Here is a 25,176-nt window from a genome sequence, read left to right as displayed (position 1 = left end):
TGATGACTCTTAGTTGTGCGGCGGCGTCATGCCCGCGATCTTGTAATCGACGTAGGCGCTGTCGCGCAGCTGGCGCAGCCAGTCGGCGTAGGCCTGCTCCGCCTTGCGCTGGCCGATGGCCTGGCGCGCGAGTTCCATTTGCTGCGCGATCGAGCCTTCGGCGTCGCGGCGGCCCAGCACCTGGATCAAGTGGTAGCCGTACTCGGTGCGCACCGGCTCGCTCAGCTGGTTGTCCTGCAGCGTGTTCATGGCGCGCTCGAATTCAGGCACGGTCTCACCCGGGCTGATCCAGCCGAGGTCGCCGCCCTGCGAGGCCGAGCCGTCCTGCGAATAGGTGCGCGCGAACTTGGCGAAGTCGCCGCCCGCCGCGATTTCCTGGCGGATTTCGAGCAGCTTCTGGCGCGCCTGGGGCTCGGACATGCCGTCGCCCACACGCAGCAGGATGTGGCGCACGTGCGTTTGCACGAGCTTGGGCGCATCGGCGGCCGTGCCCTGGCCCTGGCGGCGCTCGACGAGGCGCACGATCTCGAAGCCGTCGTTGGTGCGGATCACCGACGGGTTCACCTCGCCCGGACGCATCGTGGAAGCGGCGGTCACGAATTCAGGCGGCAGCTTCGACTGCGGCAGGAAACCCATGTCGCCGCCCTTGCCCGCGTCGCTCGCCTGCGAGTTCGACTTCGCGAGGCTCTCGAACTTGCCACCCGACTGGGCTTCCTTGAGCAGCGCATTGGCCTTCGCCTGCGCGGCTTCGATGTCGGTCTCCGAGGCGTTCAGCGGCGCCTTGATGAAGATGTGCTGGAAGTGCAGGTCGCTCGACTGGCCCGCGTTCGGTCCGCGCTGGCTCGCGATGTAGTTCGCGACTTCGGCGTCGGTCACCGTGACCTTGCTGTCCACTTCCTTCTCGCGCAGCTTCGAGAGCGTGAGCTCCGTACGTGCGTCGCGCGTGAAGGTGGTCCAGGGCACGCCGGCCGCCTCGATGCGCGCGCGATAGGTGGCGAGATCCATGCCGTTGGCCTGGGCGAGGCGCTCGAGCGTGCGCTGCACGCCGGCGTCGTCGACGGTGATGCCGTCTTCCTTGGCCTTCTGGAGCTGAATGCGTTCGAGCACCATCTGGTTGAGCACCTGCGCGCGCAGCTGCTCGTCGGGCGGAACCGGCGCGTTCTGCTGCTGCAGCCGGTGAGCAATCATTTCGGCGCGGCTGTCGAGCTCGCGCTGGGTGATCACGCCGTCATTGACGACTGCGGCGATCGTGTCGACCGTCTGGCCGTTGCCGGCCGGGAGACCTTGAGCTTGCGCCGGCGCGGCCGGCAACACGCCTGCGACGGCGAAGAGACTCGCAGCGTACGCTGCCAGGCGAAGCTTTTTCATGATTCCCACAGATACTCCAATGTTGGCGGGCACGCTTCGCCCGTCTCTATGCAACCGACACCGCGTTGCCCCGAGGCGCAAGCCATGCGCTCCGGATCACGCGTTATTGATAATCAGTGAAGCGCGAGTCCGGCGGCGCCTGACCCGGTAGCTGCGTGTACCCCGGCACTGCGGTCCGGAACGCCGCCACCAGCCCGTTGTCGACGTTCGACAGTCCCTTGAGCGTAAGCTGCGCGAGAAACCGCGTTGACGAATTCGGCGTGCCCGACGTATTGAGCCCGTTCGCGTAACGCTGCAGGCCGACCCCGAGCACCCAGCAGTCGGCGTCGTACTGCATGCCGACCAGGCCGTCGACGATCCGATGGCCGTTCAGATCGTAGTTGAAGCGGCCCACGGCGTACACCCGGTGCGAGAACGGCCATTGAGCCGAGATCAGAACCTGATTGATCGGCTGGAAGTCGAGCGTCGTGTTGGCGCGCGTGTAGCGGTAGGCCACGTTCAGCACGCGGCTCGTTCCCGGGCTGTACCCGAAACCGATGCTCGCCTTGGTGAGCTGGTTGCTGTCCGCATTATATTGGAACGCCGTTTCCGAAGCGAAACCGGCCCCGATTTTCAGGGCGGCGCCCGCAATCAGGTCCGAATGCGTCGCCTGGCTCGTGCTTTCGCCCGAGTTGAGCGTGACGCGCTGGTCCTGGAAGTAGTATTGCTGCGCGATCACGAAGCGCGCGCGCTCGTCGCCCGAGGCCGGGTCGATGAAGCGCGTGGTCAGTGCGGCCGTCAGACGGTTCGCGTCGGCAATGCGGTCGTTACCGACGAAGGTGTTCGGCGTGAAGATTTCCGCGAGGCCGAAGTCCGACTCGGCGGTATCGAAAAGGGGCGCGAACTGCTGGTTGCGGTACGGCGTGTACACGTAGTACAAGCGCGGTTCCAGTGTCTGGATGTAATCCTGACCGAACAGGTGGACCGAGCGGTCGAACACGAGGCCCGTGTCGAAGCTGAAGGTCGGGATCGATTCGGTGAAGCTCTTCGGCGTACCGACCGGCGAGCCGAAGGTCGTGCCCGCCGGGCCGATGTTGCTCAGGTTGTACGACGCGAAGTGCCACTGCACCTTCGGCGTGACGAAGTAACCCGGCCCCATCAGGGAGTACGACACGTACGGGTTGAAGACGACGCGGTCGCCTTCGGTCGCGTTGTCTTCCGTGATGCGGAAGCGCGAGTAGTCGGCTTCCATGCCGTAGTCGAAGCCGCCGACGTTGTACTTCGCGTACTTCACGTTCAACTGCGGCTCGCGGCCATAAGGCGGCGTCGACGATTCGACCGTCTGCCAGTGCTGGTAGCGGCCCAGCACGGACCACGGCCCGTTGTTGTACGTGAGGCCGGCTTCCTGCTGATACAGCGTCTGCGTACCGTTCAGGAACTGGTTGGCCGGCGACGACAGGTCCGACGGATAGGTGTTGTCCGAGACCTTGTTGTAGTAGACGTAACCGCCGAACCCGTTGCCGAAGTTCTGGTTGTGCTGGATGAACAGCGCGTAGCGGTTCGTCTTCGTGATCGCGTCGTCCGGCAGGAACGTTCCGGTGATCGAGCCCGAGTAATTCGTCGAGAGATACCGGTAGTTGCCCTGCAGGAACACGCCCCGCTTCGAGATGATCTCGGGCGTGAACGTGAAGTCGCGGTTCGGCGCGATGTTGAAGTAATACGGCAGCGAGATTTCGTAGCCGTTCGTCGAGCTGACCGAGAACGTCGGCGGCAGCAGGCCGCTGCGGCGGTCGCCCGAAAGCGGGAACGACAGCCACGGGCTCGCGAAGATCGGCACGTCCTGGAAGAACAGCACGGCGTTGTGCGCGACGCCTTCGTCGCTGCCGGTGTCGAAATCGAACTCGCTGCCCTTGATGTACCACGCCGGATTGGTCGAGCAGTGGCACGCGGTGTAGGTGCCGGTCGTGAGCACCGAGCGCTCGCTGTCCAGCAGGTCGGCGCGCGCGGCGCTGCCCGAGCCGCCCGTGAGCGTGAAATGGTACTTCGGCGCGGGCATGAAGCCCTCGTTCGCCTCGACCTTCAAATGCGCCTCGGGCCCCGAGAACGTCGTGCCGTTCTGCACGACCGTGACATTGCCGTAGGCATTGGCCATGTCGGTGTCCTGGTCGTAGTGCAGGGCGTCGCCCTTCACCACGTTCGAACCCTGACGCAGCTCGGACGCGCCTTTCACGGCGAGGTCGGTGTCCACCGTGCCCGTCGTCGAATCGCCGAGCACGAACGTCGCCGGGTGCTGACCCGACGCATTGGGGTGATCTTCGAGTTGCGGTGCGATCCGCAGGCTCCACGGGCCGTCGAGCTGCTCGGGCTGCGCGGCCGCGCCCGAAAGCTGGGCGTGCGCGAGCGCGGGCACCAGACCCGGTACGGCCAGGAGTGCCGCGATGAGCCGCCGCTTGCCCGGCACGCCGTCGTCACTAGGGGAGATCGTCTGGAAAAACTGTCTGGGCGGCATGTATGGTTTTGGCGAATCGGCCCGGCCGCCTGCCCTCTCCATGATGGTGGCCCGCCTGGGCACCCGCCTCCCGATGAACCGGATCGAGGCCGGGCTGCAAACAAATAATTACAATTCATCGCCCCCCTGGAGCGACGATGAATGCGGCGAGCGAACCGTCATGCGGGCTTTGGCGCGAGTCGCGTCAAAAAAGTCGTGGGGTATTATATGGCAAGACGTTGATCCACTGATTTTGCCTCTGGCTTTCATGACCTTTTCTGCCGCGCATTCTCCCGCCGCTGCCCCTGGCGCCTCTCCGACCGACAATCGCCGCGACCTGCTCGCCGCCTGGCTCGGCAGCCACGCCGGCCAGTACGCCCTCGACCTCGCAACGCTCGCCCCGGCCTCGGCCGACGCGAGCTTTCGGCGCTATTTCCGCCTCGCGAGCGCGGGCGCGCACGGCGCGTCGCTGATCGCCGTCGACGCCCCGCCGCCCGAAAAAAGCCGCGAATTCGCCCAGATCGCGCAGTTGCTCGAGGCGGCCGGCGTGCACGTGCCGCGCGTGCTCGAAGCCGAATTCGGCGCGGGCTTCATGCTCGTGACCGATCTCGGCACCGCGCCCTACCTGAATGCGCTGCAGGAAGCCGGCCCCGGCGCGCGCTCGCGCGAGCTGATGCGCGACGCCATCGACGCGCTGATCCGCTGGCAGCTCAGCTCGCGGCCGGGCGTGCTGCCGGAGTTCGACGAAGCCTTCATGCGCCGCGAGATGGAGCTGATGCCCGAGTGGTATCTGGAGCGCCATCTGGGCCGCAAGGTCGACGAAGCCACGCGCGGCGTGCTCGATCGCACCTTCGCCCTGCTCGTGGCGAGCGCCCGCGCGCAGCCGCACAGCTTCATGCTGCGCGACTTCATGCCCCGCAACCTGATGATCGCCACGCCCAACCCCGGCGTGCTCGACTTCCAGGACGCCGTGTACGGCCCGATCACGTACGACGTCGTCTCGCTGCTGCGCGACGCGTTCCTGAGCTGGGACGAGGAGTTCGAACTCGACTGCTTCGCGCACTACTGGGAGCGCGCGAAGAAAGCGGGACTGCCCGTCGATGCCGACTTCGGCGAGTTCTACCGCCAGCTCGAGTGGATGGGCCTGCAGCGCCACATCAAGGTGCTCGGCCTGTTCTGCCGCATCAACTATCGCGACGCCAAACCGCATTACATGGCCGACCTGCCGCGCTTTCTCGCCTACGCGAGCAAGGTCGCGCACCGCTACCGCCCGCTCGCGCCGTTCGCGCGGCTCATCGACGAGCTGCAGGGCAGCGCCGTCGAAGTCGCTTACACCTTCTGAAACGGGCCGTCATGACCCAATCGAATCACACGCCGGCCACGGCGGGCCACGGCCGCACCGCCATGATCTTCGCCGCCGGACGCGGCGAGCGCATGCGCCCGCTCACCGACACCTGCCCGAAGCCGCTCCTCGCCGTGGGCGGCAAACCGCTCGTCGTGTGGCAGATCGAGCGGCTCGCCGCGGCGGGCTACACGCGCATCGTCATCAATCACGCCTGGCTCGGCGCGCAGATCGAAGCCGCGCTCGGCGACGGCGAGCGCTTTGGCGTGACGCTCCACTATTCGCCCGAGCCCGACGCGCTCGAAACGGCGGGCGGCATTGCCCAGGCGCTGCCGCTGATCGAGTCGACGGGCACGCCCGAGGTGTTCCTCGCGGTGAGCGGCGACGTCTACAGCGCCTACGATTTCGCGCGCCTGAACACGCACGCGCAAGCGCTTGCGGCGCAAGCGCAGCCGGGCATGCATCTCGTGATGGTGCCGAACCCGCCGTTCCACCCGAAGGGCGACTTCGCGCTGGGCGCCGACGGTCGGCTCGCGCTCGAAGGCGCGCCGCGTTACACGTTCGGCAATATCGGCCTCTATGACACGCGCATGTTCCGCGATCTCGCGCGCGGCACGAAGCGCGCGCTCACGCCGTACTATCGCGAGGCGATCGCGCAGGGACGCGTAAGCGGCGAGCTATATGAAGGCGTCTGGGAAAACGTCGGCACGCCCGCGCAGCTCGAAGCGCTCGACGCCGCGCTGCGAAATTCGACGAGCGCGCACCACGGCTGAAACGGGCAACACGGCGCGCCGTACCAACGCGGGTGCGGCGCGCTTCTTCAGTTTCCACCCGCCGCCGGCAACTCCACCTGCCCCTGTTGTGCCTGGGACTGTGACTGCGACTGGGGCGCTTCACCCGCCTTCTGCTGCTGAAGCGCCCACATCTGCGCATAGTGTCCGCCCGCTTGCAGCAATTGCGCATGCGTGCCGCGCTCGACGATGCGCCCATGATCCATCACGATGATCTGTTGCGCGTGCACGACGGTCGAGAGCCGGTGCGCGATCACGAGTGTGGTGCGCTCGCGCGCAATCTGGTCGAGCTCGTGCTGGATGGCGCGCTCCGAGCGCGAATCGAGCGCTGACGTCGCCTCGTCGAACAGCAGGATCGGCGGATTCTTGAGCAGCGTGCGCGCGATCGCCACGCGCTGCTTCTCGCCGCCCGAAAGCTTCAGGCCGCGCTCGCCCACGGGCGTGTCGTAGCCCTTGGGCAAGCTCTCGATGAACGCGTGAATGTGCGCCGCGCGCGCCGCCGCAATGACTTCCTCGCGGCTCGCCGTGGGCCGGCCATAGGCGATGTTGTAGTAGATCGAGTCGTTGAACAGCACCGTGTCCTGCGGCACGATGCCGATCGAGGCGCGCAACGAATCCTGCGTCACATCGCGGATATCCTGGCCGTCGATGGTGATCGCCCCGCCGCTTTTGGCAGGATCGGAGCGATCGAGATCGTAGAAGCGGAACAGGAGCCGCGCGAGCGTGGACTTGCCCGAGCCGCTATGCCCCACCACGGCCGTGGTCGTGCCCGCCGCAATCGTGAAGCTCAGGTCGTGCAGAATCTGGCGCGACGGCTCATACGCGAAGTTCACGTGCGCAAAGCGCACCTCGCCGCCGCGCACCGCAAGCGCCTGCGCGCCGGGCACGTCGGCCACTTCACGCTCGACGGTGAGCAGCGTGAACATGCGGTCCATGTCGGTGAGGCTTTGCTTGAGCTCCCGATACACCACGCCGAGAAAATTCAGCGGAATGTAGAGCTGCAGCATGAAGGTGTTGATGAGCACGAGGTCGCCGAGCGTGAGCCGCCCCGCCATCACGCCCTGGGTGGCGCGCCAGAGGATGAACACGAGCCCGGTGCCGATGATTGCCTGCTGTCCGAAGTTGAGCGCCGAAAGCGAGTGCTGCGACTTGATCGCGGCCTGCCGGTAGCGGTGCAGGTTCTCGTCGTAGCGCTTCGTCTCCCACTCTTCGTTGCCGAAGTACTTCACGGTCTCGTAGTTGATCAGCGAATCGATCGCGCGTGCGTTGGCGCGCGAATCGAGCTCGTTCATCGTGCGGCGGAAATGCGTGCGCCACTCGGTTACCTTCACCGTGAACACGATGTACGCCACGAGCGCGATGAGCGTGACGATCGCGTAGTACGCCTCGTACTTCACCGCGAAGAAGCCGAGCACGAGGCCCACTTCCACGAGCGTCGGCAGGATGCTGTAGAGCGAGTACGAAATGAGCTGCGTGATGCCGCGCGTGCCGCGCTCGATGTCGCGCGACATGCCGCCCGTCTGCCGTTCGAGGTGAAAGCGCAGCGAGAGCGCATGCAGATGGCGGAACACCTTGAGCGCGAGCTGGCGCACGGCGCTCTCGGTCACCTTCGAAAAGAGGATCTCGCGCAGTTCGGTGAACAGCGACGTCGACAGACGCACGACGGCGTACGCCACCACGAGCAGTCCGATGCCGCCCGCGAGCACGATGCCGGGCGCGTGCTCCGCGCGACCGAGCGCCGTGAGATGGCGCACCGAGGCGAGACCGTCGACGATGTGCTTCATCACGATCGGCACGCCGAGGTTGGCCACCTTCGCGCCGATCAGGCAGGTGAGCGCGAACGCCACGCGCCATTTGTAGGCCGTGAGGTAAGGCAGCAGCGAAACGATCGTCTGCCAGTCGTTGCGCGGCCCGGTGGCGGGCAGCGCGGGTTCGTTGGAAGCGGGAAAGCGGCGCATGGGGCGAGATGCCTGTGCCATTTGGCGCGCCAGGGCCGGTTCGGGGACCGGAAGCTGGCGCGGCGCAAACGGCCCGGCGAGTCATGTGGGGCTGTTGTGAGGTTCCTGGCGACGGGTTTCGCGAAGGTGGAGGGCTCGAATCGACCACCCGCCGCGCCTGATGCTTTCCCGTACAATTCCTGATCAACGTATTGTCGCAGAAGGCGGCGCGCGCCGCTGGGCGCCCCAGGCCCGCGCCGCAACGCCTTGCGCCGTTCGATCCCTTTTCATGGAAGCCCGATGACCGACTCCTTCCCGCTCCCCCAAAAATCGCCTGCGCTGCGCGTCGTGCCGCAGCCTTCGGATGCCAACGTTCACGGCGACGTCTTCGGCGGCTGGATCATGGCGCAGGTCGACATTGCCGGCTCGATTCCGGCGAGCCGCCGCGCCAACGGGCGCGTCGCGACCGTCGCCGTGAACTCGTTCGTGTTCAAGCAACCGGTGTTCGTGGGCGATCTGCTGAGCTTCTACGCCGACATCGTCAAGACCGGCAACACCTCGGTGACCGTCGAGGTCGAGGTGTACGCGCAGCGCATGCGCCTCCAGGAGGAAGTCGTCAAGGTGACGGAAGCCACGCTCACCTATGTCGCGACCGGCGCGGACCGCCGCCCGCGCCAGCTGCCGCCGATCGAATAAAGGCAACGCAGCCGCGAACGCCGGGCCGCGGCGCCGGGCTCAGCCCGTCCAGGCGAGCCCGGGCGCTTCCTCGTAGGTTGCGCTCGCGCGCAACAGTGCCGCGGCCTCGTCGCCGGGTAGCGGCGGCGCGAAGAAGTAGCCTTGCAGCTCGTCGCACGCGCGCTCGCGCAGGAAGGCGAACTGCGCCGAAGTCTCCACCCCTTCCGCGATCACCTGCAACTGCAGCTCGTGCGCCAGCGCGATGATGGCCGCCGTGATCGTTTCGTCGTCGCTGCTCGTGCCGATGTCGGCCACGAACGAGCGGTCGATCTTGAGCCGGTCCACCGGCAGACGCTTCAGATAGCTCAGGCTCGAATAGCCGGTGCCGAAGTCGTCGATGGCGATGCCGATGCCCAGCGCGTGCAGCTCGTTCAACATCGACACGGCCTCTTCGGCATTGCGCATGAGCGTGCTCTCGGTCAGCTCGATCTCGAGCCAGCAGGCTTCGAGGCCGGTTTCCTGCAGCACGTCCTTCACGAGTTGCGCAATGTCGCGCTGGTGGAACGTCTTCGCCGAGAAGTTCACGGACACGCGCACGGGCGGCAGCCCCGCGAGCTGCCATGCGCGATTCTGCCGGCAGGCCTCGCGCAGCACCCAGTCGGAAAGCGGGCCGATCAGGCCGCTCTCCTCGGCCACGGGAATGAACTGCGCAGGCGAGACGAGCCCAACCTCCGGATCGCGCCAGCGCACCAGCGCCTCCATGCCGATGATGCGCCCGCCCTCGATCTCCACCTGCGGCTGGTAGTGCAGCAGGAACTCGCTGTCGCGCAGCGCGCGGCGCAGGCGCCGCTCGAGATTCAGGCGCGCGCCCACATTCGCGTTCATTTCGGGCTCGAAGAACTGGAACGTGTTGCGGCCCATGTCCTTCGCGCGGTACATCGCGACGTCGGCCTTCTTCATGAGCGTTTCGGCGTCGTTGCCGTCCTGCGGGTAGACGCTCGCGCCCATGCTGCAGCCCACATACAGCTCGGTGCCGTCGATCCACACCGGCTCCGAGATCAGCGAGCGCGCCCGCTCCATCCAGCCGATCAGCGACTTCTCATCGATGGTGTCGGTGAGCACGATCACGAACTCGTCGCCGCCGTGGCGCGCGACCGTGTCGGTCGTGCGCGTGCAGCGCTGGAGCCGCTCGGCCACCACGCCCAGCAGCCGGTCGCCCACGCTGTGGCCGAGGCTGTCGTTGACGTTCTTGAAGCCGTCGAGGTCGATGAACACTACGGCCACGCCCGTGTCGTGCCGCTGCGCCGCGAGCAGGGCGTGCTGGAGACGGTCGCGCAGCAGGTTGCGGTTGGGCAGCAGCGTGAGGCTGTCGTAGTTCGCCTGGTATTCGAGCTGCTCCTGGTAGCGGATCAGCTCGGTCACGTCGTTGATGATGCCGATGTGATGCGTGATGCGGCCATCGAGATCGGGCACCGGCGCGATCAGCAGCTGGTTCCAGAAGAGCGCGCCGTCCTTGCGGTAGTTGCGCAGCACCGCGCTCACTTCGCGATTGGACAGCAGCGCCTTGCGCACCGCGATGAGGCCGTCCTGATCGCGGTCGTCGCGCTGCAGGAGGCGGCAGTCCTGGCCGATCACCTCGGCCGGATCGAAGCCCGTGATGCGGCGAAACGCCGGATTCGCGTACTCGATCAGATTGCTGCCGCCCGGGCCCGGCGCGGTGATCAGAATCGCGTTCACGCATGCGTCGAGCGCGCGGCTTTGCAGGCGCAGCGCGAGGTCGGCGCGCTTGCTTTCGGTGGTGTCCGAGTACGAGCCGAGCACGCCGATCACGCGGCCGTCGCCGTCGAGCAGCGGCAGCTTGCTCGTGAGCGTCGTGCGGTGCAGGCCGTCGATCGTATGGTTGTCTTCATAGTTGATGCGCGGCAGCCCCGACTCGATCACCTCGCGGTCCTGTTCGCGCATGCCGTCGGCGTAGGCGCGCCACGGCAGGTCGTCGTCGGACTTGCCGATGATCTGCTCGGGATACGCGAGCCCCGCGTCGCGCGCAAAGGTCATGTTGCAGCCGAGATAGCGCGACTGCGCGTCCTTCCAGAAGATGCGCTGCGGGATATTGTCGATCACCGACTCGAGCATCTGGTTCGAGCGCTGCGCCTCCGCTTCGGCCTTGATCTGCTCGGTGACGTCGTCGGCGAGCACGAACACGGCATCGCGGCCGAGGAAGGTGAGCGAGTGATGCGAGATGTCGGCGCTGATGATCGAGCCGTCGCGGCGCCGATGGTGCCAGATGCCGGCCATCATGCGCACGTTCTGCGTGACCATGTCCGAGCGCGTGAGGTGTTGCTCGAGCCGCGAAACGTCTTCGGCGGGACGGATATCGCGGATCGTCATGGTGAGGAACTCTTCCTCGCTGTAGCCGTACTGCTGGATCGCGGCGGCGTTCACGGCGAGAAAGCGCAGCGTTTCGCGGTCGAACACGTACATCGGCACCGGATGCGCGTCGAACAGGCCCTGAAAGCGCTCACTGCGCAGGCGCATGCCGCTCACGGCGCGCAGCTTCTCGCGGGCGGCGCTCTCGCGCGCGCCGAACGTGTAGATGAGGAGCGTCGCGCCCGCGAGCATCGTCACGATCAGCAGCAACAGCGCGCGGCCGCCCGAGCGCGCCGAGTCGGCGAGCGCGGCGGCGAGCGCCAGATCCTCGGCGCGTTGCAGCGACGCGAGCTGTCCGTCGAGCTGGTCCACGAGGTTGTCGATGCGGATGTATTCGCCGGCGAGCCACGCGGCCGTGGCGGGCGACGGCGTTGCCGGGTCGGGCAGCGCAGCGGTCGCCGTGATGGGGTTCTGGGCGCCGTTGGTGACAGCCGGTGCCACCGTCAGGGTATCCAGCGTCACGGCGCTCGCCGCCTCATCCGCTGCGGCGTGCAGCGGCAGGATCGTGCCGGTCACGACATGACCGGCCATGCGCGCGTCCGCGGTGTTCCCGGGTTGAATCGTCTTCGCGGCGGCGTTGCGGGCGGTCGCCTCGGGCGCGCCCCACGGCGCCGCGGGCGAGCGCGCGGCATTCGCGGGCATGGCCGTGCCGAATTCCTGGCTGGCCGCGCCATCAGCCGGTACGGCCTGCGCTGCCACGGTCCCGCTCGCCCCCGCCGCCACGGCCGCCTGCCCGCCCTCGTCGGTAACGCGTTGCTCGGCGCGCGCAAGTGTCACGTCGATCTCGTTCGCAAGCGTGGCGCCCTGCCCCGCCAGCGCGTCGAAACGGGCCGCGAGGTCGGCGTTGCCGGCCAGCTCCGCGCGCAGGGCGCGGGTGGTTTCGTCGAGCATGGCGGCGCGCGCGTCGTGCGCGGCGGCTGACTCCGGCTGGCCCTGCACGGCGAAACGGCCCAGCGCGCTCACGCCGCTGCCAAGCGCATCGCGATAGCGGTCGAGGTCGTGACGGATCGTCGCCGCCTGGCTCGCGCGCTGGTCGATCTCGCGCTGACCGTCGATCTGCGTCCAGGCGACAAAAGCGTTCGCGCCAACGGCCGCCGCGACGACGGCCAGATTGATGAGTTGGCGCTTCGAAAAAAGAAGGTTCATGAATGCCGAGCGTCGTTCGCGCCCGCGCCGTGAGCGCGGGATGATGGGTCACGACTGCGCGCGACCGGTCGGCGCCTGACGCGCCAACCCGAAATAACGGCAGGGCCGGCCGGGTCTTGAGGGTCAAGGTGGAGAAAGAAGCGGAAAACGACCCGCGGCGGCGCGAGGCTGCCGCGGTCAGCGGGAATCGGGTAGGGATCGACGATGAATCGTGACGGGCACGCGCGGCGGGAATCAGCGGGTGAGCATCACCGCGGCACCGCCAGCCCGAACTCGTGCATCGCCGGCGCGAAGTCGTGATTGCTCTCGGGCTTGCGCGCGAGCTTCGCGAGCACGTAGCGCTGGAACGGATCGAGCTGCGCCCAGTCCTCGAGGCCGGGCGCCTGCAGGCTGGCAAGCTCGGACTGCAGCGCAATGCCGCCGGGCACCGCATTCACGTCGCGCCAGGCCGGCGCTTCTTCGGGCGCGAACCATTCGGGTTCGACGTTCGCGTGCGTGCGCATCATCTCGAAGAGCGCGTGGTCGAAATTGGGCTCGATCTGCGTGTCCTCGTCCACGGGGAAACACGCCAGCAGCCGGCGGTCCTCGTAAGGCAGCAGTTGCCATTGCGCGAGCGAAATGCGCAGACCAAAGCGATCCAGGTTGAAGCGCACGCACATCGGGATAAAGGTGAGGTTTTCCGACGAGTCGACCTCGAACCGGAAAAGCAGCGGAGCTTCGTTCAATGCCATGACGGTATCCTCGCGAGGCGGGCATAAGCGCGGGCGGCCCGCTTGAGGTATTTTAGAACCTTCCGCGCGCGGCGCGGCCCCGCTGTCCCCCGGCGGCGCTGCGGTACCGCGCCGCACAAGGACTGATGGAGTTTTGCGCTTGCCCCTCTCAACTCGCACCCCAACCCGCACGCCAATGAGCACCGCAGACCGGCCGCAGATCACGACGACGAATCCGCCGACGCATCCCCTCGAAACCGAAGGCCAGCCTGGCGCCATCGAATTGCGCGTGCATCGGCACCGCGGCGGCGGCGCCGTGGAAACGCGCGAGGACCACGTGGGCCAGGAATGGCCCGTCGCGCTGGTCTTCAACGGCATCTCGCACGCGGTCATGATGTGCACGCCGCGCGACCTCGAAGCGTTCGCCGTGGGCTTCGCGATCTCCGAAGGCATCGTCGGGCGCAACGCCGATATTCAGGACATCGAGGTGTACTGGCACGAGGATGCGGACCTGCCGCATGCCGAAGTCCACTTGACCGTGGTGCAGCAGGCGTTCGTCGAGCTCAAGGAAAAGCGCCGCGCGCTCGCCGGGCGCAGCGGCTGCGGCGTGTGCGGCATCGAGAGCATCGACCTGCTCGATCTCGAACCCGAGCAGGTGCCCGATACGGGCTTCATTGCGCGCCTCGCGCCCGACGCCATCGCGCGCGCCGCACGCGAACTGCCGCAGCATCAGGCGCTCACGAAGCTCACGGGCGGCCTGCACGCGGCCGCGTGGTGCGACGAACACGGCGCGATCCTGCGCGCCTTCGAAGACGTAGGCCGCCACAACGCGCTCGACAAACTCATCGGCCAGCTCGTGATGGAGCGCGCCGACACGCAGCAGGGCTTCGTTTTCCTGTCGAGCCGCGCAAGCTACGAGCTGGTGCGCAAGGCCGCGCGCGTAGGCATTCCGATGGTCGCAACGATCTCGGCGCCCTCCTCGCTAGCCATCGCCATCGCAAAGCGCGCCGGACTGCGGCTCGTGAGCTTTTGCCGCGAGTCCGGGTACGTCGATTACGCAACGGCCTGAGTCATCACTCGCGGCTTAATCGAACTGCCGGAAATCCGGCTTGCGCTTTTCGAGGAACGCCGTGAACGCCTCGCGCGCTTCGGGCGCGAGCAGCATCTTGCCGAAGTGCACGAACTCTTCGCTCATGCGCGTCTTGACCTCGTGGGTGTCCGCGCGCTTCATGAGCGACTTCGTCACGCGCAGCGACGACGCCGGCAGCGCCACGAGCTTCGCCATTTGCCCGGCGACGAACGCGTCGAGCTCGGCGGCCGGCAGCACGCGGTTCACGAAGCCCATGCGATGCGCCTCCGCCGCGTCGAAGGTCTCGCCGAGCAGCAGCTTTTCCGCCGCGCCCTGGTGGCCCGCAATGCGCGGCAACAGCAGCGACGAAGCCGCTTCGGGGCACAGCCCGAGTTGCGCGAACGGCACGGCGAAACGCGCGTTGTCGGCGGCATAGACCATGTCGCAATGCAGCAGCAGCGTCGTGCCCACGCCGATCGCCGGCCCTTTCACGGCGGCGACGAGCGGTTTCTCGAACGCCGCGATGGCGTCGAGAAAGCGGATCACGGGCGAATCGGCGGCTGCGGGCGGCCCCTTCAGAAAGTCTTCGATGTCATTGCCGGCCGTGAAGATCTCGGCGTGGCCGCGCAGCAGCGCCGCGCGCACCGAGGCGTCCTTGTTCGCGCCGTTGAGCGTGTCGGCCATCGCCTGATACATCGCGGGCGTGAGCGCGTTCTTGCGCGCAGGCCGGTCGATGGTGATCGTGAGCACGCCGTTTTCGTGTGCTAGCAGGATTTCGTTGCTCATGTACCTGTCTCCTCGCATCCCAATCGTGATACGAAAAACGGCCCGCAGACCGCGAAGTCTGCGAACCGTGTCGATAACGCCAATGCGTCAGTCAGATAGACGCTTACAGCCGCTCGATGATGCCCGCCGCACCCATGCCGGTGCCGACGCACATCGTCACCATGCCGTACTTGTAGTTGCGGCGGCGCAGGCCGTGCACGACCGTCGCGGCGCGGATCGCGCCCGTCGCGCCGAGCGGGTGGCCCAGCGCGATCGCGCCGCCAAGCGGATTGATCTTCGAAGGATCGAGGCCCAGGTCCTGGATCACCGCCAGCGACTGCGCAGCGAACGCTTCGTTCAGCTCGATCCAGTCGAGATCGTCCTGCTTCAGGCCCGCTGCCTTGAGCGCCGCCGGAATCGCTTCCTTCGGACCGATGCCCATGATCTCCGGCGGCACGCCGCGCACCGCGAAGCTCACGAAACGCGCGAGCGGCGTGAGGTTGAACTGCTTGAGGATCTTCTCGGAGACGACGATCAGCGCGCCCGCGCCGTCCGAAGTCTGCGAGCTGTTGCCGGCCGTGACCGAGCCCTTGTTCGCGAACACCGCGCGCAGCTTCGCGAGGCCTTCGAGCGTCGTATCGGCGCGCGGGCCTTCGTCGAGCTCGATCAGGCGCTCCTTCACCTTCACTTCGCCCGTGGCGAGATCGGGCGTGCGCTCGATGAGCGTGTACGGCGAGATCTCGTCCTTGAATTCGCCGGCCTGCTGCGCGGCGAGCGCGCGGCGGTGCGATTCGACCGAGAACGCGTCCTGCGCCTCGCGGCTCACTTTCCAGCGCTCCGCCACTTTCTCGGCCGTGAGGCCCATGCCGTAGGCGATGCCGATGTCTTCGTTACGATCGAAGATGTGCGGCGAGAGCGACGGCTTGTTGCCCATCATCGGCACCATGCTCATCGACTCGCAGCCGCCTGCGATCATCGCGTCGGACTCGCCCACGCGGATGCGGTCCGCGGCCATCGCGAGCGCCGTGAGGCCCGATGCGCAGAAGCGGTTGACGGTCACGCCGCCCACGCTCTGCGGCAGCCCCGCGAGCAGCGCGCCGATACGCGCCACGTTCAGGCCCTGCTCGGCTTCGGGAATCGCGCAGCCGACGATGGCGTCTTCGATCACGCTCGTGTCGAGGCCCGGCACCTGCGCCACAGCCGACTTGATCGCGTGAACCAGCAGTTCGTCCGGGCGGGTGTTCCTGAACACGCCGCGCGGCGCCTTGCCGATGGGCGTGCGGCTAGCGGCGACGATGTATGCGTCCTGCAACTGTTTGCTCATCTCTTACTCCAGTATCTGGTGTGCGTCGTGCCGCTTAGTTGCGCACCGGCTTGCCGGTTTGCAGCATGCCCATGATGCGTTCCTGCGTCTTCTGCGTGCCGAGCAGATCGACGAAGGCGCGGCGCTCGAGCTTGAGCAGCCATTCTTCGTCGACGAGACTGCCCGCCTCGACGTCGCCGCCGCACACCGCTTCCGCGATACGGCTCGCGATCAGGAAATCGTGGTCGCTGATGAAGCGGCCGTCGCGCATGTTCACGAGCGATGCCTTGATGGTTGAGATCGCCGAGCGGCCCGCCACCGGAATCTGCGTCGCACGCAGCGGCGGACGATAGCCCGCGGCGGAGAGTGCGCGCGCTTCCTTCTTCGCCGTGTCGAGCAGTTCGAACACGTTGAAGACGATCGTGTCCGAAGGCTTCAGATAGCCCATTGCGCGGGCTTCGTGCGCCGAGGCCGAGACCTTCGCCATCGCTGCGTTTTCGAACGACTTCTGCAGGAACCGGAGCAGATCGCTCGGTGCCGCGCCGATCGCCTGCGCGGCTTCGGCTGCGCGAATCGCCGCCTCCTTCAGGCCGCCGCCAGCGGGCACGAGACCCACGCCCACTTCCACGAGGCCGACATAGCTCTCGACATGCGCCACGCGCTTCGCGCTTTGCAGCATGATTTCGCAGCCGCCGCCGAGCGCGATGCCCGACACCGCCGTGATCACCGGCACGTTCGCGTACTTCACGCGCAGCATCGTGTCCTGGAACTTCTTCACGAACGGCTCGATGCCCTTCGCCCCGCCCATCATGAACGCGGGCATTGCCTCTTCGAGGTTCGCGCCTGCCGAGAACGGGCCGCCCGGCGCGCCGAGCTTCAGCGACGTCGGTTGCCAGATCACGAGGCCCTTGTAGCCGTCTTCCGCGATGTCGATGGCCTTCACGAGCGAGTCGAGCAGGCCCGGGCCCATCGTGTTCATCTTGCTCTTGTACGAGACGATGACGACGTCGTCCTCGCCCGCGCGGTCGTCCACCCAGGCGCGCAGGTTGTCGTTCTCGAACAGCGTCTTGCCGTAGGTCTTCGGATCGCGCGCGCTCGTTTCACCGAACAGCGCCGCACGGAACACCTGACGCTCGTACACCGGCAGCGTCGAGCGCGGCACGAAGCGCGCTTCAGCGGGCGACCACGAACCTTCCGCGCCGTGCACGCCGCCGTTCGCGGCGACCGCGCCTTCGAACACCCAGGCGGGCAGCGGTGCATTCGACAGCGCCTTGCCCGCGTCGATGTCTTCCTTCACCCACTCGGCGACCTGCTTCCAGCCCGCGGCCTGCCAGCCTTCGAACGGACCTTCGTTCCAGCCGAAGCCCCAGCGGATCGCGAGATCGACGTCGCGCGCGTTGTCCGCGATCGACTGCAGATGCACGCCGATGTAGTGGAACACGTCGCGGAAGATCGACCACAGGAACTGCGCCTGCGGATGCTGCGTTTCGCGCAGCAGCTTCAGACGCTCGGCGGGCGGACGCTTGAGGATGCGGCCCACCAGCTCGTCGGCCTTGCCGCCGCCGTCGACGTACTCGCCCGTGTCGGCGTCGAGCACCTTGATGGCCTTGCCTTCCTTGCGATAGAAGCCGCCGCCCGTCTTCTGGCCGAGCGCGCCCTTCGCCACGAGACCTGCGAGCACGGCCGGCGTCTCGTAGACCGGGAAGAACGGATCGTCCTTCAGGTTGTCCTGCATCGTCTTGATGACGTGCGCCATCGTGTCGAGACCCACTACGTCGGCGGTGCGGAACGTCGCCGACTTCGCGCGGCCAAGGCGCGCGCCCGTGAGGTCATCGACTTCGTCGAAACGCAGGCCGAACTTCTTCGCCTCGGCGATCACCGCGAGGATCGAGAACACGCCCACGCGGTTCGCGATGAAGTTCGGCGTATCCTTCGCGCGCACCACGCCCTTGCCCACCACGCTCGTGAGGAACGATTCGAGCTGGTCGAGGATTTCGGGCTTCGTCTGCGTCGTCGGGATCAGCTCGACGAGGTGCATGTAGCGCGGCGGGTTGAAGAAGTGCACGCCGCAGAAGCGCGCCTTCAACGCATCGTCGAAGCCATGCGAGAGTTCGGTGATCGACAGGCCCGAGGTATTGGTCGCGAAAATCGCCTTCGGGCCGAGGTGCGGCGCGACCTTCTTGTAGAGGTCGTGCTTCCAGTCCATGCGCTCGGCGATCGCCTCGATCACCACGTCGCATTCCGCGAGCTTCGCGATGTCGTCTTCGTAGTTCGCGGGCGTGATGTATTGCGCGTCGTCCTTCACGCCGAACGGCGCGGGCGAGAGCTTCTTGAGCGTCTCGATCGCCTTCAGCGCGATCGCGTTCTTCGGGCCTTCTTTCGCGGGCAGATCGAACAGCAGCACGGGCACGCGGGCGTTGATCAGGTGCGCGGCGATCTGCGCGCCCATCACGCCGGCGCCGAGCACGGCCACCTTGCGAATATTGAGGTTGCTCACGTTGTTCCTCCAGCGGGTATGCAATGTCGAGCGGATTGAGGTGTGAGGGCGGCGCGCATCGACGTGGGCCGCCTCTGGACATCGTGTTGACTGGGCGCGCGCCTTCGAAAAGCGCGCGCCCGTTGGCTCTTAGAACAGCGCTTCGTCGACTTCCATCAGCGTCTTCGAACCCGCGCGCGCCTGGCGGATCGACGTGGCCGTTTCGGGCAACAGCTTCGCGAAATAGAAACGCGCAGTGGCCAGCTTCGACTTGTAGAACGGATCGCCCGACCTTTCCTTGTCGAGCGCGATGCGCGCCATGCGTGCCCAGAAGTAGGCGAACACGAGGTGGCCCGCCGTGCGCAGATACGGCACCGCGGCCGCGCCCACTTCGTCCGGGTTCTGCATCGCCTTCATGCCGATTTCCATCGTGAGCTTCTGCATCTTGTCGCCAATGTCGGCGAGCGGATTCACGAACTCCTGCATTTCCGGCTTGACGCCTTCGGCTTCGACGAAATCCGTCACGAGCTTGCCGAACTTCTTGAGCTTCGCGCCCATATCGCCCAGCACCTTGCGGCCCAGCAGGTCGAGCGACTGGATCGTGTTCGTGCCTTCGTAGATCTGGTTGATACGCGCATCGCGCACGTACTGCTCCATGCCCCACTCGGAGATGAAGCCGTGGCCGCCGAACACCTGCATGCCGAGGTTGGTGCTCTCGAACGCGTTGTCGGTGAGGAAGGCCTTGATGATCGGCGTGAGCAGCGCGACGAGGTCGGCCGCTTCCTTGCGCTCGCCTTCGTCGCCGTGCGAGAGCTCCTTGTCGATCTGCAGCGCCGACCAGTACGTGAAGGCGCGCGCGCCTTCGGCCCAGGCCTTCTGCGTGAGCAGCATGCGGCGCACGTCCGGATGCACGATGATCGGGTCAGCGGCCTTTTCGGGCGCCTTCGGACCGGTCAGCGAGCGCATCTGCAGGCGCTCCTTCGCATAGACGAGCGAGTTCTGGTACGCGACTTCGGTGAGGCCGAGGCCTTGCATGCCGACGCCCAGACGCGCCGCGTTCATCATCACGAACATGGCGTTCAAGCCCTTGTTCGGTTCGCCGACGAGCCAGCCCTTCGCGCCGTCGAGATTCATCACGCAGGTCGCGTTGCCGTGAATGCCCATCTTGTGTTCGATCGAGCCGCATTTGATGCCGTTGCGCTCACCCACTTCGCCGGCTGCCGTGGGGATGAACTTCGGCACGACGAACAGCGAGATGCCCTTGGTTCCCGGCGGCGCATCGGGCAGTCGAGCGAGCACGAGGTGGATGATGTTCTCGGCCATGTCGTGCTCACCGCTCGAGATGAAGATCTTCGTGCCGGTGATCGCGTACGAGCCGTCGCCGTTCGGCTCGGCCTTCGTACGCAGGATGCCGAGGTCGGTGCCGCAGTGCGGCTCGGTCAGGCACATCGTGCCGGTCCACACGCCTTCGACGAGCTTCGGCAGATAAGCCTTCTGGAGTTCGGGCGTGCCGTGCGCATGCAGACACTCGTAGGCGCCATGCGAGAGACCCGGATACATGGTCCACGCCTGGTTCGCCGAGTTCAGCATTTCGTAGAGCGCGTTGTTCACGAACGCGGGCAGGCCCTGGCCGCCGTGTTCGGGATCGCAGCCGAGCGCGGGCCAGCCCGCTTCGACGTATTGCTTGTACGCTTCCTTGAAACCAGCGGGCGTGGTGACGACGCCGTCGCCGGCATACGTGCAGCCTTCACGGTCGCCGACCTGGTTCAGCGGAAACAGCACCTCGGAGCAGAATTTTCCGGCTTCTTCGAGCACCTGGTTGATGGTGTCGGCGTCGAGGTCGGCGTGCTTCGGCATCTGCTTCACTTCGCCTTCCACGTTCAGCAGTTCGTGCAGAACGAACTGCATGTCGCGCAGCGGCGCGGTGTACTGTCCCATGTCTTCTCTCCAAAATTTGAGCTTCGGGTCCCTCGCGCGCCGCCGCGACTTCGATGTTGCGGCCGGGCGCTACTGGGTCTCGCTCTGATACGAAACAATCAGCTTTTCGAACGCAGCCCACGTATGCTCGACCGCGTCCGGCAGATGCAGGAAGCGGCCGTCATGATGCAGGCCGAGCGTCACGCTATACAGTTCGAAGAGCATCAGCGCGGGATCGGTCTCCTTGCGCAAATGGCCTTCTTCGATTGCCTGCGAAATGGCCCTCAGGAGCGCCGCACGCCACATCGACACGCTGGCGACCAGCGTCTCGCGCACCTGGCTGTCCGCGCGGTCGTCGTACTCGACGGCGCCGCTGATGTAGATGCAGCCGGTCGTGACTTCGTGAATGCGCTTCTCGAACCATCGCGACAGCATCGCACGCAGACGCGGCAAACCGCGTGGCTCGCGCAAACTCGGAAAGAAGACTTCTTCCTCGAATCGACGGTGGTACTCGCGCACCACCTCGACCTGCAGGTCTTCCCGAGACCCGAAGTGAGCGAAGACGCCACTCTTGCTCATCTGCATGCGCTCGGCGAGCAGGCCGATGGTCAAGCCTTCAAGGCCATCGCGACCTGCGAGGTCGAGTGCTGCATCCAGAATGGCGGCTCGTGTCTGTTCGCCTTTTCGCATAGCTTTCTTTACCGTAACGATGTGGCCTCGATGTCGCTGTCAACTGCTCATTAACTGCTTACATCTGGGCCCGAATTAAATCGAACGGCCGTACTATTGTTGAGGACGGCCGTCCGCGAAACAAGGACTTTATTAGAAACCGATTTCTAACCGGTACTCTAATTTTCGAGGTTCGTGCGCCGCGCGCAAGCCGACATTCTCTCGATTGCACGAGCGGGGATTCGTATGGCAGCTTTCTGTTTCTAGTCGTAGCCGCCCACGGTGATGAGCTTCATGAGCGCACGATAGAACGCCCAGGCCAGCCAGTTCACGGCGCGTACGTGCCACGGCCGCGCCTCGTAGCGCGCACGGTCGATCTGTGCAGCGTCGCCGAACGCCGCGAGGATCTCGCAGCGCAGCTGTTCGATCTGCGGATGCTGCACGAGCAGCACGTTGGCCTCGTTATTGAGCACGAGGCTGAGCGCGTCGAGGTTCGAGGAACCCACGGTGCCCCAGCTCGAATCGACGACGGCCACCTTGCCGTGGAGCATCGTTTTCTCGTACTCCGCAATCTGCACGCCCGCGCTGAGAAGCTGGTGATAGAGGAACGGCACTCCGTAGTCGAGAACCTTGAATTCCTTTCGTCCGACCAGAAGCTTGACCGCCACGCCGCGCTCCGCGGCGCTCACGAGCGCGCGACGCAGCCGCCGGCCCGGCATGAAATACGGATTGGCGAGCAGCACTTCCTTGCGCGCCTCGCCGATGGCGTCGAGATAAGCCTTTTCGATCGCGCGCCGGTTCACCACGTTGTCGCGCGCGACGAACGCCACGCAGGGCACCTGCGCCGCGCGCGGATCGCGCACGCTCGCGCGCAGGCGCTCGCGCAGACGCGTGAAGAAGCGCTTCGCGCGCGACGAGCGCACCGTGGGCGCAAGCGCGCGCAGCGCGTCGTCGACGATCTGCGTGGGGCGCCCCACCGTGTGGCCGGTGGGATGCGGCGACATGAAGCCCGCGCTCGCGGGCACGCCGGGTGAGACCTGCTGGGGCAGCGGCGGCCGGTAGCCGAGCCGGATACGCCGCCACTGCTGCTCGATCGCGAGCCGCACGTCCACGACCACGGGGCCAGACAGCTCGACGGCGAAATCCCAGCGCGCATACGGCAGCCGGTGGCCGTCCTGCTCGAAATCGTCGATCACGTTGATGCCGCCGCAAAAGGCGAACTGGTCGTCGATCACGGCGAGCTTGCGGTGCGTGCGCGAAAAGCCGAAGCGCCCGAAGATGTGCGGGTTGTAGACGCGGTGCTCCACCCCCGCGCCCGGCCAGGTCTCGAACAGCGCGATGCGCGGCGAGCCGATGCCGTCGGTGATGACGCGCACGCGCACGCCGCGCGCCGCTGCGCGCATGAGCGCGTCGGAGAGCGCGCGGCCGATTTCGTCGTCGCAGAAGATATAGGTTTCGAGCGCGACGTCGCGCTCGGCGGCGTCGATGCGTTCGATCATCGCGCCGAACAGACCGGCGCTCGAGCCGAACAGACGCACGTCGTTGCCGCTCGTGAAGCGATAGCGCGAACGATAGCGCCGGCCAAGCAGCGCCTCGCGCAGCCTCACCACGCGCTGCGATTCAATGCCGGGATCGGTACTGGTTTCGCTCATGTTGCGCTCACCCGCGTCCTTCACGTAGCCGCATGGGCAGTTGCAGAATGGCCTCGCGGTTCGACCACGAGAAGCACTTCGCCGCCGCCTGCTCGTAGGGCAGCCACACATACGCCGTATGCTCGCGCGGCGCGAGCGTGACGACTGTGCCCGTGGGCACTTCCAGGCTGAACCAGTGCTCGGTGTTGCGCGTGACGCCGGGCGCATAGCGATGGCGCCACACGGGATAGATTTCGTACTCGATCTCGTGGTGCCAGTCGAGCAGCGCCGCCTGCGGAACCTCCACCGCACCGACGGCAATACCCGTCTCCTCGCCCACCTCGCGCACGGCGGTTTCGGCGAACGGCTCGTCGAGGCGATCTTTCGAGCCGGTGACCGACTGCCAGAAACCCGGCCGGTCGGCACGTTCGATGATCAGGACCTCCAGTTGCGGCGTATGGATGACGACGAGTACGGATTCCGGAATCTTCGGCGGCTTCTGCATGGTGATGGAGCGTGGGGAGGAACGCGCGCTGCGCGCTTGCGGCGCGTCTAAAGGTAATTTAACGCAAAAAGCAAAAAAGGCGCACGATGCGCCTTTTTTGTTGTTGCGATGCAAAAGCCCTGACGGGCCTTCGCGGCAGGAATGCGGCTTACTGCGCCGTCTTCTGCTCAGGCTGACGCAGACGGATGTGCAGTTCGCGCAGCTGGCGCTCGTCCACCGGGCTCGGCGCCTGCGTGAGCAGATCCTGCGCGCGTTGCGTCTTCGGGAACGCGATCACGTCGCGAATCGAATCGGCGCCGGCCATCATCGTAACGATGCGGTCCAGGCCGAACGCGATACCGCCATGCGGCGGCGCGCCGTATTGCAGCGCGTCGAGCAGGAAGCCGAACTTCGCGCGTGCTTCTTCCGCATTGATCTTGAGCGCGCGGAACACCTTGCTCTGTACGTCTTCCTGATAGATACGCACCGAGCCGCCGCCGATTTCCCAGCCGTTCAGCACCATGTCGTAAGCCTTGGCGAGGCAGCGGCCCGGATCCGTTTCGAGGTATTCCAGGTGCTCGTCCTTCGGGCTCGTGAACGGGTGGTGCGCGGCCACGTAGCGGTTTTCTTCCTCGTCGTACTCGAACATCGGGAAGTCGATCACCCACAGCGGCTTCCAGCCCTTCTCGACGAGGCCGTTGGCACGGCCGAACTCCGAGTGGCCGATCTTCAGGCGCAGTGCGCCGAGGCTGTCGTTCACGACCTTCGCGCGGTCTGCCGCGAAGAAGATGATGTCGCCGTCCTGCGCGCCGGTGCGCTCGAGGATCGCGGCGATCGCAGCGTCGTGCAGGTTCTTGACGATCGGGCTTTGCAGACCGTCACGGCCCTTCGCGACTTCGTTGACCTTGATCCACGCGAGACCCTTCGCGCCGTAAATGCGCACGAATTCCGTGTAGCCGTCGATGTCGCCACGCGACAGCTCGCCGCCCTTCGGCACGCGCAGCGCCGCGACGCGGCCGTCCTTCGTGTTGGCCGGTGAGCTGAACACCTTGAAGTCGACGTCCTTCATGGCGTCGGTCAGTTCGGTGAATTCGAGCTTCACGCGCAGGTCCGGCTTGTCCGAACCGAAGCGGCTCATGGCTTCCGCGTACGGCATGATCGGGAACTTCGCGTCGAGCTCGACATCGATCGTTTCCTTGAACACGTGACGCGCCATGTCTTCGAACAGGTCGCGGATTTCCTGCTCGCCGAGGAACGACGTTTCGCAGTCGATCTGCGTGAATTCGGGCTGACGGTCGGCGCGCAGGTCTTCGTCGCGGAAGCACTTGACGATCTGGTAGTAGCGATCGAAGTTCGCCACCATCAGGAGCTGCTTGAAGAGCTGCGGCGACTGCGGCAGCGCGAAGAACTGGCCTGCGTTCACGCGCGACGGCACGAGGTAGTCGCGCGCGCCTTCCGGCGTGCTCTTCGTGAGCATCGGCGTTTCGATGTCGATGAAGCCGAGCGCGTCGAGATACTTGCGCACGGCCATTGTCACGCGGTAGCGCAGACGCAGGTTGTGCTGCATCTGCGGACGGCGCAGGTCGAGCACGCGATGCGTGAGGCGCGTGGTTTCCGAGAGGTTGTCGTCGTCGAGCTGGAACGGCGGCGTGACCGACGCGTTGAGCACCACGATTTCGTGGCACAGCACTTCGATCTTGCCGCTCGTGAGGTTCGCGTTGACCGTGCCTTCCGGACGATTGCGAACGAGACCCTTGACCTGCACGCAGAACTCATTGCGCACGCCTTCGGCGATCTTGAACATTTCCGCGCGGTCCGGATCGCAGACGACCTGAACGAGGCCTTCGCGGTCGCGCAGGTCGATGAAGATGACGCCGCCATGGTCGCGGCGGCGCTGCACCCATCCGCACAGCGAAACAGTTTGGCCCAGCAGCTGTTCGGTCACCAGACCGCAGTATTCAGATCTCATCGACATGATGTTCGTCTTTCGTTATGCATG

The 25,176-nt window shown here is 66.1% G+C and carries 16 protein-coding genes and 1 pseudogene; 4 read left to right on the top strand and 13 right to left on the bottom strand.

What is annotated here, in order from left to right; translation table 11 throughout:
• Positions 1-9 precede the first annotated feature (9 nt).
• Both AB4Y40_RS10085 and AB4Y40_RS10080 read right to left on the bottom strand, forming a co-directional pair.
• On the bottom strand, positions 10-1,377 hold the full coding sequence (locus AB4Y40_RS10085; protein WP_368687551.1) for a peptidylprolyl isomerase: 1,368 nt from the start codon (positions 1,375-1,377) through the stop codon (positions 10-12).
• Positions 1,378-1,471: 94 nt separating this feature from the next.
• Positions 1,472-3,856, bottom strand: a complete 2,385-nt coding sequence (locus AB4Y40_RS10080) for an LPS-assembly protein LptD (RefSeq protein ID WP_368687550.1) — start codon at positions 3,854-3,856, stop codon at positions 1,472-1,474.
• Positions 3,857-4,103: 247 nt separating this feature from the next.
• Between AB4Y40_RS10080 and AB4Y40_RS10075 the strand changes: the two genes are divergently transcribed.
• Positions 4,104-5,177 carry an aminoglycoside phosphotransferase family protein gene (locus AB4Y40_RS10075; protein ID WP_368687549.1) on the top strand — a complete coding sequence of 358 codons (1,074 nt, stop codon included), beginning with the start codon at positions 4,104-4,106 and terminating at the stop codon, positions 5,175-5,177.
• A gap of 11 nt (positions 5,178-5,188) precedes the next feature.
• On the top strand, positions 5,189-5,950 hold the full coding sequence (gene murU, locus AB4Y40_RS10070; RefSeq protein ID WP_368687548.1) for an N-acetylmuramate alpha-1-phosphate uridylyltransferase MurU: 762 nt from the start codon (positions 5,189-5,191) through the stop codon (positions 5,948-5,950).
• A gap of 47 nt (positions 5,951-5,997) precedes the next feature.
• Here the strand turns inward: murU and AB4Y40_RS10065 are convergent, their stop codons facing one another.
• Positions 5,998-7,926 (bottom strand): ABC transporter ATP-binding protein/permease, encoded by a 1,929-nt coding sequence (locus tag AB4Y40_RS10065; protein WP_368687756.1) that lies wholly within the window; start codon positions 7,924-7,926, stop codon positions 5,998-6,000.
• 279 nt (positions 7,927-8,205) lie between these two features.
• Between AB4Y40_RS10065 and AB4Y40_RS10060 the strand changes: the two genes are divergently transcribed.
• A complete protein-coding gene (locus AB4Y40_RS10060; RefSeq protein WP_028206008.1) occupies positions 8,206-8,601 on the top strand; it encodes an acyl-CoA thioesterase in 396 nt (131 codons plus the stop codon).
• 39 nt (positions 8,602-8,640) lie between these two features.
• Here AB4Y40_RS10060 and AB4Y40_RS10055 read toward each other — a convergent pair whose 3' ends face one another.
• Both AB4Y40_RS10055 and AB4Y40_RS10050 read right to left on the bottom strand, forming a co-directional pair.
• Positions 8,641-12,153: an EAL domain-containing protein gene (locus AB4Y40_RS10055; protein ID WP_368687547.1), complete on the bottom strand. Its 3,513-nt coding sequence runs from the start codon at positions 12,151-12,153 to the stop codon at positions 8,641-8,643.
• 248 nt (positions 12,154-12,401) lie between these two features.
• Positions 12,402-12,884: a nitrate reductase associated protein gene (locus AB4Y40_RS10050; protein WP_342921235.1), complete on the bottom strand. Its 483-nt coding sequence runs from the start codon at positions 12,882-12,884 to the stop codon at positions 12,402-12,404.
• Between the two features lie 175 nt (positions 12,885-13,059).
• Between AB4Y40_RS10050 and fdhD the strand changes: the two genes are divergently transcribed.
• On the top strand, positions 13,060-13,932 hold the full coding sequence (gene fdhD / locus AB4Y40_RS10045) for a formate dehydrogenase accessory sulfurtransferase FdhD (protein ID WP_368687546.1): 873 nt from the start codon (positions 13,060-13,062) through the stop codon (positions 13,930-13,932).
• A 15-nt stretch (positions 13,933-13,947) separates the two neighbouring features.
• Here fdhD and AB4Y40_RS10040 read toward each other — a convergent pair whose 3' ends face one another.
• The 8 genes and pseudogenes from AB4Y40_RS10040 to aspS all read right to left on the bottom strand — a co-directional run bounded on the left by AB4Y40_RS10040 (position 13,948) and on the right by aspS (position 25,152).
• Positions 13,948-14,718 (bottom strand): enoyl-CoA hydratase, encoded by a 771-nt coding sequence (locus AB4Y40_RS10040; protein ID WP_368687545.1) that lies wholly within the window; start codon positions 14,716-14,718, stop codon positions 13,948-13,950.
• Between the two features lie 103 nt (positions 14,719-14,821).
• Positions 14,822-16,021, bottom strand: coding sequence for an acetyl-CoA C-acyltransferase (locus tag AB4Y40_RS10035; protein ID WP_368687544.1), 1,200 nt, complete (start codon positions 16,019-16,021; stop codon positions 14,822-14,824).
• 34 nt (positions 16,022-16,055) lie between these two features.
• The gene (locus tag AB4Y40_RS10030; protein WP_368687543.1) at positions 16,056-18,497 is read right to left on the bottom strand and encodes a 3-hydroxyacyl-CoA dehydrogenase/enoyl-CoA hydratase family protein; all 2,442 of its coding nucleotides are present in this window, start codon (positions 18,495-18,497) and stop codon (positions 16,056-16,058) included.
• Positions 18,498-18,626: 129 nt separating this feature from the next.
• Positions 18,627-20,414, bottom strand: a complete 1,788-nt coding sequence (locus tag AB4Y40_RS10025; RefSeq protein WP_368687542.1) for an acyl-CoA dehydrogenase C-terminal domain-containing protein — start codon at positions 20,412-20,414, stop codon at positions 18,627-18,629.
• Positions 20,415-20,483: 69 nt separating this feature from the next.
• On the bottom strand, positions 20,484-21,083 hold the full coding sequence (locus tag AB4Y40_RS10020) for a TetR/AcrR family transcriptional regulator (RefSeq protein WP_028206015.1): 600 nt from the start codon (positions 21,081-21,083) through the stop codon (positions 20,484-20,486).
• Positions 21,084-21,325: 242 nt separating this feature from the next.
• Positions 21,326-22,618: pseudogene (locus AB4Y40_RS10015) on the bottom strand (phosphatidylserine/phosphatidylglycerophosphate/cardiolipin synthase family protein); the annotation flags it as partial.
• A 103-nt stretch (positions 22,619-22,721) separates the two neighbouring features.
• Positions 22,722-23,198, bottom strand: coding sequence for a dihydroneopterin triphosphate diphosphatase (gene nudB / locus AB4Y40_RS10010; RefSeq protein WP_368687541.1), 477 nt, complete (start codon positions 23,196-23,198; stop codon positions 22,722-22,724).
• 148 nt (positions 23,199-23,346) lie between these two features.
• Positions 23,347-25,152, bottom strand: a complete 1,806-nt coding sequence (gene aspS, locus AB4Y40_RS10005) for an aspartate--tRNA ligase (RefSeq protein ID WP_368687540.1) — start codon at positions 25,150-25,152, stop codon at positions 23,347-23,349.
• Positions 25,153-25,176 lie beyond the last annotated feature (24 nt).

The organism is Paraburkholderia sp. EG287B (assembly GCF_040965595.1).
Taxonomy (GTDB): domain Bacteria; phylum Pseudomonadota; class Gammaproteobacteria; order Burkholderiales; family Burkholderiaceae; genus Paraburkholderia.
The sequence above is the reverse complement of the archived record's forward strand: the minus strand, read 5'-3'. Positions and strand labels throughout refer to the sequence as shown.